Raw genomic sequence first — 15,451 nt, forward strand, 5'->3', positions numbered from 1 at the left:
GCAGCCTGGGCGGGCAGACAGCCACCCAGGGCACCGGCAGTGGACCCGGGCGGCGCGCCCCGGGAGAAGCCGTGCAGGCTAGCGGGCTATGCCGTTGAATGCAACGCGATGTAACGCGTTTCGCGCGGGATGGCGGCCATCTGCCGCTGTTTCTTGACCTGGGTCAGACGGCGGCGGTGCTGTCGGCGTTGTTGGCGCTCCCACTGCTGTCACTGCTGCCACTGCCGTGGGCGCGGGCCGCCTCGCGCATGCGTGCCAGCTCGCGTGCGGGCAGCGGGATGTCCCCGCTGGCGACCTTCATCAGCAGGCAGTGCAGCATTTCGGTGGACAGGCCGTGCAGCACCAGGCGGTGGCCTGCGCGCAGGGTGGACAGGGGCACCAGCGGGTGCTTGTTGTTGAGCATGACCAGGTGCTCGGGCGAGGCGAGGATCTTGGCCGCATAGATGGCCACGGTCTCGTCCAGCTGCAGCGAGTTGCTGGCGCGCCAGAAGTCGTTGTCGGTCAGCAGCAGCTGGTAGACGGGCGTGTAGACCTCGATGGCGCTTTGCAGGTCCAGCAGGTTCAGGCGGCCGCGCGGCATGTCCTCCAGGCGCAGGGGCGGGTTGCGCAGCATGGCGAAGTCGGGCTCGGCCACGGGCTGCAGTTCCTGGCCTGCGGCGCGCAGCGCGTTGTTCAGGCGGATGACGAAGTTGAACAGGTTCAGGTCGTGCCTGAGGAACAGGTCGTCCTTGATGTCGTCGATGCTGTCCGGCTCCAGCGGTGTGGTGGACACGGGCGTGGGCGCGTTGGCCGCGACAAAGGCCAGGATCTGCGAGCCCAGGTGGAAATGGCGCAGGATGAGCCAGTTGGCCTCGGGCGAGACGAAGCGGTTCATGCTGAAGGCCAGCAGCCGGTGCAGCAGCCTGGAGTGCGCCCAGTTGCGCGGCAGCAGCACCTTGAGGATCTGGATGAGCACGATGCTGGTGCGTGCCAGCGGCCGCAGGAAGGGCAGCAGGTACTGGCGCGAGCCGCTGCTGCAGTCACGCAGCCAGGCGGCCTTGACGTCGTCGGGCAGCGGCGTGCTCTGGTCCAGGTACAGCGCGCGCCAGGGGCTGGGGTCGCGCTCGTCGTGGGGCGGTTCGATGAAGTCTGGTGGTTGCATCAGTGCTCCTCGGGCAGGACATGCTCGAACTGCATCAGGTACAGCGCCGCCGTGTGGCGCGCGGTGCGCACGATGGCCTGCGCCGCCGTGCCCCCGCTGCCGTCTGTGTCGTCCAGCGCCATCACCATCTGCACGGCAATGAGCCAGCGCTCCAGGTGGTGTTCGTCGTTGGCGCCGTGGTATTCCAGGAAGCGGAAGGCATCGGGCGGCAGCGGCAGGCTGGCGCGCAGCAGCGGCAGCAGGCTGGGCACGATGCGCTGGCCCGTGCCTTCGATGATGTAGATGGCGCCCAGCAGGCCGATCGGATTGGGCGTGGCGGCCAGGCCGTGCAGGTAGGCGTTGAGCGCCTCGCCGCCGGGGTTGCGGCGCAGGCGGGTGAGGTCGGTCTCGGTGCCGCCGGCCTTGAGGTAGTCCTCGTGCAGGATGCGGAAGTCGTTCTGCTCCTCGCCCGCATGCACGTCGATCAGCGCGGCCAGCGCCGCGTGTTCTCCGGTCAGCGAGGCAGCGCCCTCGCGCATCCACAGGCTGCCCTCGCGCACCTGGGGAACCCAGTGGCTCATCCAGCGCACGTAGTCGGCGGTCTGCAGCCTGCCTGTGCGTATGCGCTGCAGCAGCGGCGTGCGCCACACGCGCGAGCGGTAGTCCTGCCAGAGGCTGGCCAGTTCGGTCAGCAGCGGCGCCAGCGTGGCCGGGGCCTGGTTCGGGTCGTGGGGCGGGGCGATGGTGGAGACATCGGGCAGCAGGTCCGGGGCAGCGGGAGCTTCGGCGGTGGCACTGCGCGCTGCGGCCGTGGCCGGGGTGGCGGTGGGAGCCTGGGCCGCATCCTCCACTTCCAGCAGCATGTAGCCGGCCGTGAAGCGGCCCGATTCGGGAATGAAGCACAGCACGGTGTCGCCGTGCTTCAGGCGTGCCGATTGCGTGCGCAGGAACTCGGACAGCATCACGAAGATGGAGGCCGCGCCCGTGTTGCCACGCCAGGCCAGGTTGCTCCACCAGCGCTCGCGCGGGATACCGAGCTGGGCCTTGCCCAGCAGCTCATCGACCACGGGGATGAAGCGCTCGGACGAGTAGTGGCACAGGAAATGGTCGATGCCGCGCTCGGGCACCCAGCCCGTGTGCGCCAGGTGGGCGTATTCGTGGATGCAGACATCGAACAGGTGCGGCAGCAGGCGGATGTCCTGGCGCAGCGACAGCGCGCCTGCGGCCTCGGCATCGCCCCAGGCGGCAAAGTCCAGGTGGCTGGTGGCGCGGTCGGGCGTCAGGCCCAGCTGCATGCAGACCGGGTAGTCGCCCGCAAAGCTGCGCAGGTGCGTCCAGCGCAGCTTCAGCCGCAGGCCGGGCGCCTGGGGCAGGGCCTGAGGGCCGCCCAGCAGCACGGCGCCTGCGCCATCGGACAGCATCCAGCGCAGGAAGTGGGCATCGAAATCCGTGTTGTATCCCTGGGCCGCGAATCGCGAGCGCTTGAACAGGCGCGAGGGCATTTCACTGGCCACGGCCAGGGCCAGCGAGTCGGGCGCGCGGTCCACGGCCTGGGCCGCCGCCTGCAGCGCGCCCACGCTGGCGGCGCAGACGCCGTGCACGGACAGGGTCTCCATGGGCGGCGCGGCCATCTCGCCCTGGATCATGTTGGCAAAGCCGGGCATGAGCGCATCGCCGCCCGACGAGCCGCTGGCCAGGAAGCCGACATCGCCCAGCGCACGCCCGGCCTGTGCCAGGCAGTCATGGATGGCCTGGGCGGCCATGGCCGTGTTGCTGTGGACGGTGCGGCCTTCGGCGTCTATGGCGTAGTGGCGCTGGACAATGCCGTTCTCGGCCAGGATGCGGCGCTTGAGGCGCTCGGACAGGCGGTTGAGCGGCGCCACGTAGGCATCCATGCCTGCGTTGTCCACGGGTTCACCGGGCAGGAACATGCCTGCGGCATGCAGATAGACGTTGGAATAGGCGACGGGCATGGGTTCAGGGTCGTATCAGTCGTATGTTCCGGGAGGCATTTGCGCACGCGTGCGCGCCGGCGGCCAGACCGTGCCGAGCACGAAGACGCGGGCCATGTAGGGTAGCAGTCCGCCTTCGTTGAGCGCAGGGGCCACGCGCTGGCGGTAGTGTTCGCTGTGCAGGCGCGTGAGCTCGGACCAGTGGGCCTGGGGCCGCTCGTGGTGGGCCGTGTGCAGGCCGATGTTGAACAGCAGCGGATTGACCCAGCCCTCGAAATTGCGCGCGTAGTTCAGTGGCGTGGCGCTGTCCATCCGCTGGCTGCGCGTCAGCGGCCGGCCATCGGCATGGGCGTGCTGCAGGTAGTTGGTGGCCAGCAGCCAGTGCAGGCCATGCAATTGGGGAACGATCACCAGCAGCAAGGCCTTTTGCCAATCCAGCGACAGCAGCAGTGCCCAGCTGCCCAGCCACAGCAGGTACTGGCCCATGCAGTAGCGAAAGGCGCCGGGCCAATGCCGCCGCAGCTGGCCCAGCCAGCGCAGGAACAGCGGGTACAGCACCCAGCCGGCCTGCAGCGGGTGCAGCAGGTAGCCCAGCAGATGGTTGTGGTCGCCGCCGAAGCGGTAGGTGCGTGCCATGTCGCGCGGGCCGTGGCGGAAGCGGTGGTGGTTGGCCACATGGGCGGGCCAGAACACAAAGGTCGGGTGGCCCTGCAGCAGGGTCAGCCAGTAGTCGGTGATGCGGTTGGCCCAGCGCCCGCGCCACATGCGCAAATGCGTGTGGTTGTGGTGGATGACGCCCACGCCCAGCGTGAGGAACAGCTCGATCCCGTAGAGCCACAGGTTCCAGCCGTGCTGCCACTGCCACCACACGATCAGCGGCAGCGCCACCAGATAGGCCAGCGACTGCAGGTCGCGCCAGTGGCGCAGCCGGGGCAGCCGTGGCTGGACGTGGCGAGCAGGCGGTCGGCTCATTCCGTCCTGGGCCGGGCCGTGGCGGGCAGTGCCACGCGCGTGCGCATCAGCCGGTCCATGAAGGCCAGCGCAAAGCCGTAGTTGCCATTGGGCCGGGCATGGTGCAGATGGTGGCGCCGGCTGGCGGCCAGCGCATGTGTGTCGGACACCCCGGGAAAGAAGTCGTAGTTGGAGTGGCCTATGACGTTCAGCAGCAGGCTGAGTACCGGCACCGAGGCCAGCGACCAAAAGCTGAAGTCATGCACCACCATGGGCAGCAGGATGACGTTGCCCAGCATCAGCGCCTCGATGGGATGGAAGCTGTAGGTGGACCACGGCGTGGTGACGATGGAGCGGTGGTGGTCACCATGAAAGCGCCCCAGCAGCCGCGTATGCAGCAGGCGGTGGTTGATCCAGAAGTGCACATCGTTCCAGATCAGCAGCACCACGATTTCGATGGCAATGCGCCAGGGGCCTGCATCGGGCTCCAGCCGCGCCCAACCCAATTGCAGAAGGCCCCAGGGCACGATCATGCCGATGCCGAAGATCAGCACCGAATGCAGCGACTGGCGCCATTCGCGGCGCAACTGGTCGGGCTTGAGCGGGCGCGTGTCCAGCACGCGGCCCACGCCGCGCCGCTGCAGCCAGCGCGTGAGCGCCGTCATGCCCCAGCCGCCGGCCGTGTACAGCACGCCGAAGAAGAGCAGGCCCCAGGCCATGACCTGCCAGGCGTTGAGTTCGGTGAAGGCTTGGGCAGCGGTCATGGCAGTGTGATCGAGCACGTCATTGCGCGTGGATTCCCTGTTCGCGGATGATGCGGCCCAGTGCCGTCACGTCCTGGCGTATGCGCAGGGCCAGGCCCTCGGGCGAGCTGCCGACAGCCTGCCAGCCCTGGGCGGCCAGGCGTGCACGCATCTCGGGCGAGCGCACGATCTCGCTGACCGCTTCGGCCAGCTTCTGCACATGGGCGGCGGGCATGGCCTTGGGCGCGGCCACGGCGTTCCAGATCTCCAGATCGAAATCCCCCACGCCCAGCTCCTTGAGGCTGGGCAGTCCCGGCGCCAGCGGGCTGCGCGCGGCCGAGGTCACGGCCACGCCGCGCAGCTTGCCGGCCTGCACCTGGGCCATCGCCAGTGCGGGCGGCAGCATGGACAGCTGCAGGTCGCCGCCCTGGATGGCGTTGAACACCTGCGGATAGCCGGGGTAGGGAATGTGTTCGGGCCTGAGCGCGGAGCGGCTCTTGAGCAGCTCCATGCCCAGGTGGCCCACCGTGCCCACGCCAGGGGAGCCGTAGCTCCAGCGGCTGCCGGCCTGGGCAGCGGCCTCCAGGAAGGCCCGGCCCTCGGGCGCGCCGGCCGGCGCCACCAGCACCAGGGGCGCCACGCCGATCAGGCTGACGGGCTGCAGGTCCTTGACGGGGTCGTAGCGCACGGCAGGGTTGAGCAGGCGGGCAATCGTCAGATTGCCGTTGATCATTACGCTGAAGGTATGGCCGTCGCGCGCACGGGCCACCTGCTCGCCTGCGATGTTGCCGCCTGCGCCCACCTTGTTCTCGACGATCACGGGCTGGCCCAGGCGCTTTTCCAGCGGCTCGGCCAGTGCGCGCGCCGTGAGGTCCGGGGAAGATCCTGCGGGAAAGCCGACAATCAGGTGCAGCGGCTTGCTGGGCCAGCTGTCGCCCGCCACGGCAGCGCAAGGCAGCAGGGCCGAGGCCAGGGCGGTGGCCAAGGCATTGGCGAAGAGGCGGCGTAGTGGCGAGATGGCGCTGGCGGGCATGGGGTGCGTAGGGGCCGCAAAGGCTGCGGGCAATAAAAAACCCGGAGATTATCCGGGTTTGTCGTGAAGCGGCCTGTCAGCCCAGGCCGTCAGGCCATCAGGCGAACTCGGCCAGGGCCTTCTTCATCTTCTTCATGGCAGCCACCTCGATCTGGCGGATGCGCTCGGCGCTGACACCGTACACGGCGGCCAGCTCATGCAGCGTCATGCCGCCCGAGCCGTCGTCGTTGACCTTGAGCCAGCGCTCCTCGACGATGCGGCGGCTGCGGTCGTCCAGCGAATCCAGCGCCATGGCAATGCCGTCGGTGGCCAGGTGGTCGCGCTGGCGCGACTCGATCATGGCCGTGGGTTCGTGGGCGCCATCGGCCAGGTAGGCGATGGGGCCGAAGGCCTGCTCGCCATCGTCGCTGGGCGAGGGGTCCAGCAGCACGTCGCCACCGGCCAGGCGCGTTTCCATCTCCATGACTTCTTCGCGCTTGACGTTGAGCTTCTCGGCCACGGCGTCGATCTCGCCCGAGGTCAGCGTGTCACGCAGCATGGCGCCATCCTCGGCCATGGCGGCGTCGGACTTCAGGCCCTGCTTCATGGAACGCAGGTTGAAGAACAGCTTGCGCTGGGCCTTGGTCGTGGCGACCTTGACCATGCGCCAGTTCTTGAGGATGTACTCGTGGATCTCGGCCTTGATCCAGTGCATGGCGTAGCTCACCAGGCGCACGTTCTGATCGGGGTCGAAGCGCTTGACGGCCTTCATCAGGCCCACGTTGCCTTCCTGGATCAGGTCACCGTGGGGCAGGCCGTAGCCCAGGTACTGGCGCGAGATGGACACCACCAGGCGCAGGTGGGACATCACCAGACGCCCTGCGGCATCCAGATCGCTGTGTTCTTTGAGCTTGCGGGCGTAGTCCTGCTCTTCCTCAAGGGTGAGCATGGGCAGGCGGTTGACCGCGGAAATGTAGGCATCCAAATTGCCCAGAGGCGGCACCAGGGCCCAGGGGTTAGCGGGTGCCAAGGTGGTCGCAATGGAGCCGGAGGCGTTTGTCATTGCAGAGTTCCTTTCTTCCATTCCTTCATATTAGCACTCGTTATGACCGAGTGCTAAAGCCAAAGTTCCGTGGGTTTTTCAGACGGTTGCACTCATTTTTGGAGTGCCAAAAGTCGTTTGTGCCTAGTCTGAGCGATTTTTGGAAACCCTGCTTGCCAGCGGTGGGCGCATATTGCTGGGAGAGCATTACAGTTTTTCCAGCAGGCTTTCAATCTGCCGGCCCAGTTGCAGCAAGGCCGGGTGCAGCTCCTGCACGATGGCCGGCAAAGGCTCCGTGGTGGAGACGCTGCAGTTCAGGACATAGATGGCATCGGGTGTCACCAGCGGCGTGGCCAGCGCAACCACTTCCGGCTGCCACGATGCGGCGCAGAAGCCTTGGCTTTTCACGGACTTGATCGCCGCCTGGATCTGCTGCTCCAGCGCAGGCCATTGGGCGCCCCTCTTGAGCCTGAAGCTGTCGAGCAAGGCCTTGCGCCTGGCCGATGGCGCCGCTGCCAGGTAGGCACGCCCCAGTGATGTCAGTTCCATGGGAACGCGCTGGCCCGAGACCACATGCCTGAGCACGATCCGGCGGTTGTAGCGGATGGATTCCAGGTAGACCATCTCGTCCCGGTCGGGACATGCCAGGCCCACGTTGATCCGGCGTGTCTCGGCGAGGGTGCGCATCAGGGGCGCCGCAATCGAGAGCACCGTCGAGCCCGTGCGCATGGCGTGCGCCAGGCTCAGGACCGCCGGGGCCAGGCGAAAGGCCCGGCTTGGGTGGTCGGCCTGCAGCATGCCGCAGCCCACCAGGGTCTGCGTCAGCCGGGTGACCGTGGCCTTGGACAGGCCGGTGCGTTCCGCCAGGTCGCTGTTGCCCAGCAGCTCCGAGCCGGGCCTGAACGCACGGAGTATTTCGACGCCTCTTTCCAGGGAGCGGTTGCTCGGGGACTGTCCCGGCTTGTCATGGAGGATGGGGGATCGCCTGTTCGTCATGCTGCTGCCGCTGGTGGGAGGGCGCGCTTGCCCCGATGTCGAAAGCTGTGTTCTTCCTGCCCGGGTACGGGCGCCTGATGGAAGCCAAGTATTCCACCGAATGCAAGGGAAATGCAGCCGCAGGCTCTGGCGCGCCCGGTTTGGAATTTCACTGGTTGGAATATGGGGGGTCACAAGTGCGGTGCGTTTCCCTAAGCTTTCACAAGCCAGTCGCCAGCGTCATCGCAACGCTGGCGCAGTGACCGGACCTCTGTCCATAGAACCAGGAGACACACCATGCCCAGTTTCGCCGCCCGCCGTTGTGCAAGGGCCATTGCGTTCATTGCCGTGCTCGCGACTGTCTGCAGCGCAGCATCTGCAGCATTCCCGGAAAAGCCAGTGCGCCTCGTCGTGCCCTTTGCGCCAGGCGGTGGAACGGACCTGATCGCCCGCACGCTGGGGGCCGAGATGGCCAAGGACCTGGGCCAGCCCGTCATCGTGGACAACAAGCCCGGTGCCGGCACGATCATCGGCACCGACAACGTTGCCAAGAGTGCGCCGGACGGATATTCCGTGGTCGTGGCTTCGTTCGCGCACGCTGTCAATCCGGCGTTGCAGGCCAAGCTGCCGTACGGGAGCAACAAGGCCTTTGCTCCGGTGATCCTGATCGGCCGCGGCCCCAACGTGCTGGTGGTGCCCGCCGCCAGCCCGTACAAGACGGTGGCGGACGTGATGGCCGCCGCCAAGGCCAGTCCCGACAAGCTGACCTATGCCTCGCAGGGCGCCGGGACGTCGGCGCATCTGGCCGGGGAGCTGTTTGCCAACCTTGCCAAGGTCAGGCTCACCCATGTGCCCTACCGCGGCGCAGGCCCGGCGCTCACCGATCTCATGGGCGGGCAGGTGGACATGATGTTTGCCACGGCGGCGGCGGTATCCACCTTCATCGACAACGGCAAGCTGCGCGTGCTGGGTGTCACCACGGTCGAGCCGTCTGCGGCCTTCAAGAACGTGCCACCCATCGCCGTCACCGTCCCGGGCTACCGCGTCGAGAGCTGGTACGGCCTGTACGCGCCGGCAGCCACACCTGCCGCCGTGATCGATCGCCTGAACGCCGCGGCCCGCAAGGCGGCCCGCTCGCCGGACTTCGTTCGCAAGCTGGAGCACGAGGGCCTGATGGTCAATGCCGGACCTGCGGCGGAACTGGACACCTATGTGCAGGCCGAGGAAAAGCGCTGGGCGCAGATCGTCAAGCAAAACAACATCCATCCCGATTGATCGCACTGGCTGCGATCGCTTTCAAAGCACGCCATGAACTACGAACTGATCCAACTGAATGTCGCCGACGCGGTGGCAACCCTGACCCTGAACCGCCCCGACAAGCGCAACGCCATGAGTGACGACATGCGCACCGAGTTCATCGATGCCCTGGAGCGCGTGGCGGCAGACAAGGCCATCAAGGCCCTGGTGCTGACAGGCGCGGGCAAGGGATTTTGCGCAGGCGGGGACATCGCCGGAATGCAAAGGCGCATGAATGCTCCCGCGGGCGAGGTGGGCTTCAACGGCTGGCAACGCCAGCAGCGCGTGCACCATGTCCAGGCCCTGCTGCACACCATGCCCAAGCCCGTGATCGCCGCCGTCAACGGCGCAGCGTCGGGCCTGGGGGCAGACACGGCGCTGGCCTGCGACTTCGTGATCGCCAGCGAATGGGCCAGCTTCGCGTGGAGCTATGTGCTGCGCGGCATCATCCCGGACGGCGGGGGCATGTACTTCCTGCCGCGCCGTGTGGGCCTGGCCAAGGCCAAGGAGCTGATCTTCACGGGCCGCCAGGTCAAGCTGCCGGAAGCCCTGGCCCTGGGCATCGTGGACCGCCAGGCCAGTGCCGAGACCTTGGTGGCAGACGCCCAGGTCTGGGCGCGCGAGCTTTCCTCGGCTTCTTCCACCGCGCTGGCCTTGACCAAGACCATCCTGAACCAGAGCTTCGAGCTGTCTTCGCACGATGTCTTCGCCCAGGGCAGCCAGGCCCAGGGCATCTGCTACACCAGCAGTGAACACCGTGCATCGGTGGAGGCCTTCCTGGCCAAGACGGCCGGCAAGGAGTGATGCCATGAGCGAAGCCATTGCCAAGCTGCTGTCGCCGCGCAGTGTCGCCGTCATAGGCGCCTCTGCCGACCTGAAAAAGACCACGGGCCGCCCGGTGGCTTACCTGCAAAAGCACGGGTTTGCCGGCCGCATTCTTCCCGTCAATCCGCGCGTGGAGCGCATCGGCGATCTGGCCTGCTATCCCGATGTGGCCTCGTTGCCTGAAGTGCCCGATGTGGCCGTCGTGCTGCTGGGCGCCGAGCGTGCGCACCAGGCCGTCAGGGAGCTGTCGGCGCTGGGCTGCGCGGCAGCCATCGTGCTGGCCAGCGGCTATACGGAAACGGGCGAGGACGGGGCGCACCGCCAGCGGCAGCTGATCGAGGCGGCCGGCAGCATGCGCCTGCTGGGGCCCAACACCATCGGGCTGGTCAACCTGACCGACCGGATCGTGCTGTCGCCCTCGGGCGCGCTGGAGATGGACGAGTTCCCCGTCGGAGGCATCGGCGTCGTCTCGCAAAGCGGCGGCATCCTGGGCTCGCTGCTGTCGCGTGCCGCCGCGCGTGGCATCGGCCTGTCCAAGCTCATCTCCACCAGCAACGAAGTGGATCTGGAACTGGCCGACTTCATAGACCACCTGGCCGATGACCCGGCCACCAAGGTGATCGCGCTGTATGTGGAGACGGTGCGCCATCCCGCCAGGTTCCGTGCCGCCTGCCTGAAGGCCGCGCGTGCCGGCAAGCCCGTGGTGGCCTTCAAGATCGGCCGCTCCGAGGCCGGCGCCAAGGCCGCCGTATCGCACACGGGCGCCATGGCCGGTGCGGATCGCATGTACGACGCGCTGTTCCGGCAGGTCGGCGTGATTCGTGCGCAAAGCTTTTCCGACCTGCTGGACGTGCCCGCTGCGCTGGCCACGGGCCGCAGGCTGCGCGGCAGGCGCATCGCCATCCTGACGTCCACCGGCGGTGCGGGCACCCTGGTGTCGGACGATCTGGGCGTGGCCGGATTCGACACGCCGGCCCCTGACCAGGCGACAGCCGACGCACTGCGCGCGCTGCAGACCGGCAGCGAGGCCGTGCTGGACCGCAACCCCATCGACGTGACCCTGGCGGGCCTGCGTCCCGACCTGCTGCGCGGCGCCATCCATGCCTTGCTGGCAAGCCCGAGCTACGACGCGCTGGTGATCATCGTCGGCTCCTCCAGCCTGGCCATGCCCGAGCTGCTGGCCGGTGCCATCCAGGACTGCCTGCCCCACTCCGACAAGCCGGTGCTGGCCTACGTCAGCCCGCATGCGCCGGAGATCGGCGCGCTGCTCACGCAACGCGGCGTGCCGGCCTTCGCTGCGGCGGAAAGCTGCACGGCCGCGCTGGCGGGCATGCTGGGCGTCAACGGCTTCCAGGGTGCGCCTTCCGTGCCGGTCGTAGGAAAAGGCTCCGTGCATGACCAGGACCTGCCCGTTGGCTGCCTTGATGAAGCGCAGGCCAAGGCCGTTTTCCGCCGTTTCGGCGTGCCGTGCGCGGCCGAGCGTGTGGTGCGCACCGCCGAAGAGGCCGAAGCCGCAGCGCGCGAACTGGGCGGCCAGGTGGTGCTCAAGATCCTTTCGTCCCGGATCACGCACAAGAGCGATGTCGGCGGTGTCGCCGTCGGCCTGACTGCGCAAACCATAGGTGCCCGGTTGGGCGCGATGGTGGCCGACGTGCAGGCCAGGGCGGGCGTGCGCCCGGACCGGTTCCTGGTGCAGCAGATGGTGGCCGGTGGCACCGAGCTGATTCTTGGCCTGCACAAGGATGCGCTGGGCACCGCCGTGATGCTGGGCATGGGAGGCGTGACGGCCGAGCTGTTCCAGGACACCACGCTGCGGTTGCTGCCGGACGACGGCTCTCAGCTGGGGGTACTGAGCCTGTCTGACGCGCTGGAGATGGCCAGGGAGCTCAAGACCTGGCCGTTGCTGGACGGCTTTCGCGGCCGGCCCAGGGCCGATGTCGATGCGCTGGCCCATGCCATCGTCGCGTTCTCTGCAATGGCCGCCCGGCTGGGCGACCGCGTGATCGAAGCGGAGATCAACCCGGTGTTCGTGCTGCCGCAGGGCCAGGGCGTGTGCGCTGCCGATGGTGTGCTGGTTCTGGCCTGAGGGCGCCAGGTACTGCACATTTCTTCCAAAAAAAGACGGCCTCATTGAGGGCCAATCCAAGGAGACCACGCATGCATGCGACCGAAGTGTTCGGGCAGTTTGCCGCTCAATACCACCGTACCGAGCTTCCCGAAGCCGTCATCCACCATGCCAAGCGTGCCGTGATCGACTGGTATGCCGCTTTGTTCCCGGGGCTGGGCGCGGCCCCTCTTGCACAGTTGGAGCAGGTGCTTGCCGAGGATCTGGACCGCGGGTCCTGCCGGCTTGGAAACGGCCGCATGGCCACGGCGCGGGCGGCGGCACTGTTCAACGGTTCGGCGGCCCATGCCGCCGAGGTGGACGACAGCTTCCGCGATGCCATGTACCACCCCGGGGCCGCAACCATTGCGGCGGCGCTGGCGGCAAGCCAGCAGGCAGGGGCCAGTGGCCTGGACTTCCTGCGTGCCGTGGTGCTGGGCTATGAGGTCTCCACCCGCATCGGCGTGGCCCTGGGTCGGGCCCACTACCGCTTCTGGCACAACACCGGCACCGTGGGCGTCTTCGGGGCAGCGGCAGCCGCAGGGTATGCGCTGCGGCTGGATGCAGGGCAATTCGCCCATGCACTGGCCACGGCGGCCACCTTCTCTGCCGGGTTGCAGCAGGCATTTCGCATGGATTCGATGTCCAAGCCCCTGCATGCCGGGCGCGCAGCGGAGGCTGGCCTGCTGGCCGCGCAGCTTGCGCACCAGGGGGTGACGGGATCGCTGGACGTGCTGGATGGAGAGCTGGGCCTGGGCCGCGCAGTCAGCGACGGACCCGACTGGTCAGACATCGGTGCGACGTTGGGCAGGGACTTCCACATCACCCGGCTCACCTTCAAGAACCACGTCGGCTGCGGCCATACGTTCGCCGCCATCGACGCCGCGCTGGCCTTGCGCAGCCAGCATGCCCTGCGGGCGGACGACATCTGCAGCGTGGCCGTGGCCACCTATGGCCCGGCCCTGGATATCGCCTGCTACACCGATCCTGCGACGGAAAACGAAGCCCGCTTCAGTCTTCGTTTCGTGGTGGCCACGGCCCTGGTCCATGGCAGCGTGCGGCTTTCGGCGTACACCCCGGAGCGCCTGGCCGATCCCGCCGTTCGCGCAATGCTTGGGCGTGTCCAGGTGGCCGTGGACCCGCAAATCGACCGGGCCTTCCCTGGCAAGAGATCGGCGCGCGTGGAAATCGTCACCAGGGATGGCCGCTGCCATGGCTGGTTCCAGCCGGACCGCAAGGGCGATCCCGAGCTGCCTTTGTCGGATGGGGAACTGGAGGACAAGTTCATGGAGCTTGCCGCGCCCGTTGCCGGCGAGGGACGTGCCCGGCAGCTGCTTTCCAACATCTGGGAGCTTGAACGGGCGGGCTGCCTTGCAGGCCTCGCGGCCTGACAGGGCTGCATCGCTTGTGGATTGCAGCCTGGCCTTCAGCAGGCCTGTGACAGCTGCTCCAGGATCGCCGGGTTCTCCAGGGTGGAGGTGTCCTGCACGATGGGCTCGCCGCGTGCAATGCTGCGCAGCAATCGCCGCATGATCTTGCCGCTGCGGGTCTTGGGCAGGTTGTCGCCGAACCGGATGTCCCTGGGCTTGGCGATCGGCCCGATCTCCTTGGCCACCCACTCCCGCAGCAGCCGGGCGATGTCGGCTGCCTCGGCGCCGCTGGGCCGCGAACGCTTGAGGACGACGAAGGCACATATGGCCTCTCCGGTCGTGTCATCGGGCCGCCCCACGACGGCGGCCTCCGCCACCAGGTCGGTCATGGCCACCAGGGCGGACTCGATCTCCATCGTGCCCATGCGGTGGCCGCTGACGTTGAGCACATCGTCGATGCGGCCGGTGATGGTGAAGTAGCCGGTGCGCGCATCGCGGACCGCGCCGTCTCCCGCCAGGTAGTAGCGGCCCTTGAATTCTTCGGGAAAGTAGCTGGCGACAAACCGCTCGGGATGGCCCCAGATGTTCCTGATCATGGAGGGCCAGGGGCGCTTGATCACCAGGATGCCGCTGTCGCCCCAGGGCAGCTCGTTGCCGGCCTCGTCCACCACGGCGGCGGCAATGCCCGGGAAGGCCAGCGTGCAGGAGCCGGGCACCAGGTCCGTGGCTCCGGGCAGCGGCGTGATCATGTGCCCGCCCGTCTCCGTCTGCCAGAACGTATCGACGATGGGGCAGCGGCCCCCGCCCACCTGCTCGTGGTACCAGTGCCAGGCGGCGGGATTGATCGGCTCGCCCACGGACCCCAGGATGCGCAGGCTGCCCAGGTCGTAGCGCGCGGGATGCACCTGCGCATCGGCGTCGGCGGCCTTGATCAGCGAGCGAATGGCCGTGGGCGCCGTGTAGAAGACCGTCACCCCGTGGGCCTCGATCATTTTCCAGAAGCGTCCCGCGTCCGGGTAGGTGGGAACGCCCTCGAACACCACCTGCGTGGCGCCCAGCGCCAGCGGGCCGTAGGCGATATAGGTATGGCCGGTCACCCATCCGATGTCCGCCGTACACCAGAAGACATCGGAGGGCTGCAGGTCGAAGGTCCAGGCGCAGGTCACGGCGGCATGCAGCAGATAGCCTCCCGTGGCGTGCTGGACGCCCTTGGGGGTTCCGGTGGAGCCCGAGGTGTAGAGCAGGAACAGCGGATGCTCGGCCTGCACCCATTCCGGTTCGCAGACATCGCTCTGGGCTGCGGTGATTTCTTCAAGCCACAGGTCCCGGGGCTGGTGCATGGCGATGGCGGCGCCCGTGCGCCGTGCCACCAGCACGTGGCGGACCTGCTCGCAGCCGGGCTGGGCCAGGGCCTCGTCCACGATGCTCTTGAGGGGCAATTGCCGTCCTCCCCGCACTTGCTGGTCTGCCGTGATGACGGCGCAGGCCCCCGTGTCCGCGATGCGGTCGCACAGCGCCGTGGCGGAGAAGCCGCCGAACACCACGCAGTGAATGGCGCCTATGCGTGCACAGGCCTGCATGGCGGCCACGCCGTCAATCGACATGGCCATGTAGATGACGACGCGGTCGCCCTTGCCGACGCCCAGGCTGCGCAGGGCGTTGGCCAGGCGATTGACCCGCACAAGAAGCTGCGCATAGGTCACCTGCGTCACCGAGCCGTCATCGGCTTCGAAGATGAGGGCCGTGCGCTCGCCCAGCCCCCGCTGGATGTTGCGCTCCAGGCAGTTCCAGCTGGCGTTGAGCGTGCCGTCATTGAACCATTCGTAGAACGGGGCGCGGCTTTCATCGAGCACTCGCGTGAACGGGCGCTTCCACGCGACGAACTCGCGTGCGAGCCGGCCCCAGAACGCCTGGGGGTCGGCGTCCGCCTCCGCGACGAGCCGGTCATAGGCGGCGCGCCCGCTCACGCGCGCATTGCGGGCCAGCTCTGCAGATGGGGGATAGGACGGTGCAAGGTCTTGGCTCATGGTGGTTGTCTCCAGGGTCTAGAAATCAAGGGGG

The 15,451-nt window shown here is 67.7% G+C and carries 12 protein-coding genes; 4 read left to right on the top strand and 8 right to left on the bottom strand.

All coding sequences use genetic code 11. The annotated features are described in order from the left end of the window. Positions 1-163: 163 nt before the first annotated feature. The 7 genes from INR38_RS11685 to INR38_RS11715 all read right to left on the bottom strand — a co-directional run bounded on the left by INR38_RS11685 (position 164) and on the right by INR38_RS11715 (position 7,816). A complete protein-coding gene (locus INR38_RS11685; protein WP_043824665.1) occupies positions 164-1,141 on the bottom strand; it encodes a hypothetical protein in 978 nt (325 codons plus the stop codon). Next, positions 1,141-3,093 (bottom strand): 3-oxoacyl-[acyl-carrier-protein] synthase III C-terminal domain-containing protein, encoded by a 1,953-nt coding sequence (locus INR38_RS11690; protein WP_207443600.1) that lies wholly within the window; start codon positions 3,091-3,093, stop codon positions 1,141-1,143. The genes INR38_RS11685 and INR38_RS11690 overlap by 1 nt, the downstream gene beginning before the upstream one ends. Positions 3,094-3,108: 15 nt before the next feature. Next, on the bottom strand, positions 3,109-4,044 hold the full coding sequence (locus INR38_RS11695) for a fatty acid desaturase (protein ID WP_207443599.1): 936 nt from the start codon (positions 4,042-4,044) through the stop codon (positions 3,109-3,111). Then, the gene (locus tag INR38_RS11700; RefSeq protein WP_012203620.1) at positions 4,041-4,787 is read right to left on the bottom strand and encodes a sterol desaturase family protein; all 747 of its coding nucleotides are present in this window, start codon (positions 4,785-4,787) and stop codon (positions 4,041-4,043) included. The genes INR38_RS11695 and INR38_RS11700 overlap by 4 nt, the downstream gene beginning before the upstream one ends. A 19-nt stretch (positions 4,788-4,806) precedes the next feature. After that, positions 4,807-5,799, bottom strand: coding sequence for a tripartite tricarboxylate transporter substrate binding protein (locus INR38_RS11705; protein WP_207443598.1), 993 nt, complete (start codon positions 5,797-5,799; stop codon positions 4,807-4,809). Positions 5,800-5,896: 97 nt separating this feature from the next. Next, entirely contained in the window at positions 5,897-6,841 is a 945-nt protein-coding gene (rpoH, locus tag INR38_RS11710) for an RNA polymerase sigma factor RpoH (protein ID WP_012203622.1), read from the bottom strand. A gap of 186 nt (positions 6,842-7,027) precedes the next feature. Further along, entirely contained in the window at positions 7,028-7,816 is a 789-nt protein-coding gene (locus INR38_RS11715) for an IclR family transcriptional regulator (RefSeq protein WP_034390686.1), read from the bottom strand. Between the two features lie 276 nt (positions 7,817-8,092). On the opposite strand from INR38_RS11715, the gene INR38_RS11720 reads away from it, so the two are divergent. The 4 genes from INR38_RS11720 (at position 8,093) to INR38_RS11735 (ending at position 13,411) form a co-directional block, all read left to right on the top strand. Next, complete coding sequence (locus INR38_RS11720) at positions 8,093-9,070, top strand: tripartite tricarboxylate transporter substrate binding protein (protein WP_207443597.1); 978 nt, start codon at positions 8,093-8,095, stop codon at positions 9,068-9,070. A 33-nt stretch (positions 9,071-9,103) separates the two neighbouring features. Continuing rightward, positions 9,104-9,895, top strand: a complete 792-nt coding sequence (locus tag INR38_RS11725; RefSeq protein ID WP_207443596.1) for an enoyl-CoA hydratase/isomerase family protein — start codon at positions 9,104-9,106, stop codon at positions 9,893-9,895. 4 nt (positions 9,896-9,899) lie between these two features. Next, the gene (locus INR38_RS11730) at positions 9,900-12,002 is read left to right on the top strand and encodes an acetate--CoA ligase family protein (RefSeq protein ID WP_207443595.1); all 2,103 of its coding nucleotides are present in this window, start codon (positions 9,900-9,902) and stop codon (positions 12,000-12,002) included. Between the two features lie 71 nt (positions 12,003-12,073). Continuing rightward, the gene (locus tag INR38_RS11735; RefSeq protein WP_207443594.1) at positions 12,074-13,411 is read left to right on the top strand and encodes an MmgE/PrpD family protein; all 1,338 of its coding nucleotides are present in this window, start codon (positions 12,074-12,076) and stop codon (positions 13,409-13,411) included. A 35-nt stretch (positions 13,412-13,446) separates the two neighbouring features. Here the strand turns inward: INR38_RS11735 and acs are convergent, their stop codons facing one another. After that, positions 13,447-15,417 carry an acetate--CoA ligase gene (gene acs / locus INR38_RS11740; protein WP_207443593.1) on the bottom strand — a complete coding sequence of 657 codons (1,971 nt, stop codon included), beginning with the start codon at positions 15,415-15,417 and terminating at the stop codon, positions 13,447-13,449. Positions 15,418-15,451: the final 34 nt, after the last annotated feature.

The sequence above is a fragment of the Delftia sp. SD018 genome, from assembly GCF_017355445.1.
Lineage (GTDB): Bacteria > Pseudomonadota > Gammaproteobacteria > Burkholderiales > Burkholderiaceae_C > Comamonas > Comamonas acidovorans.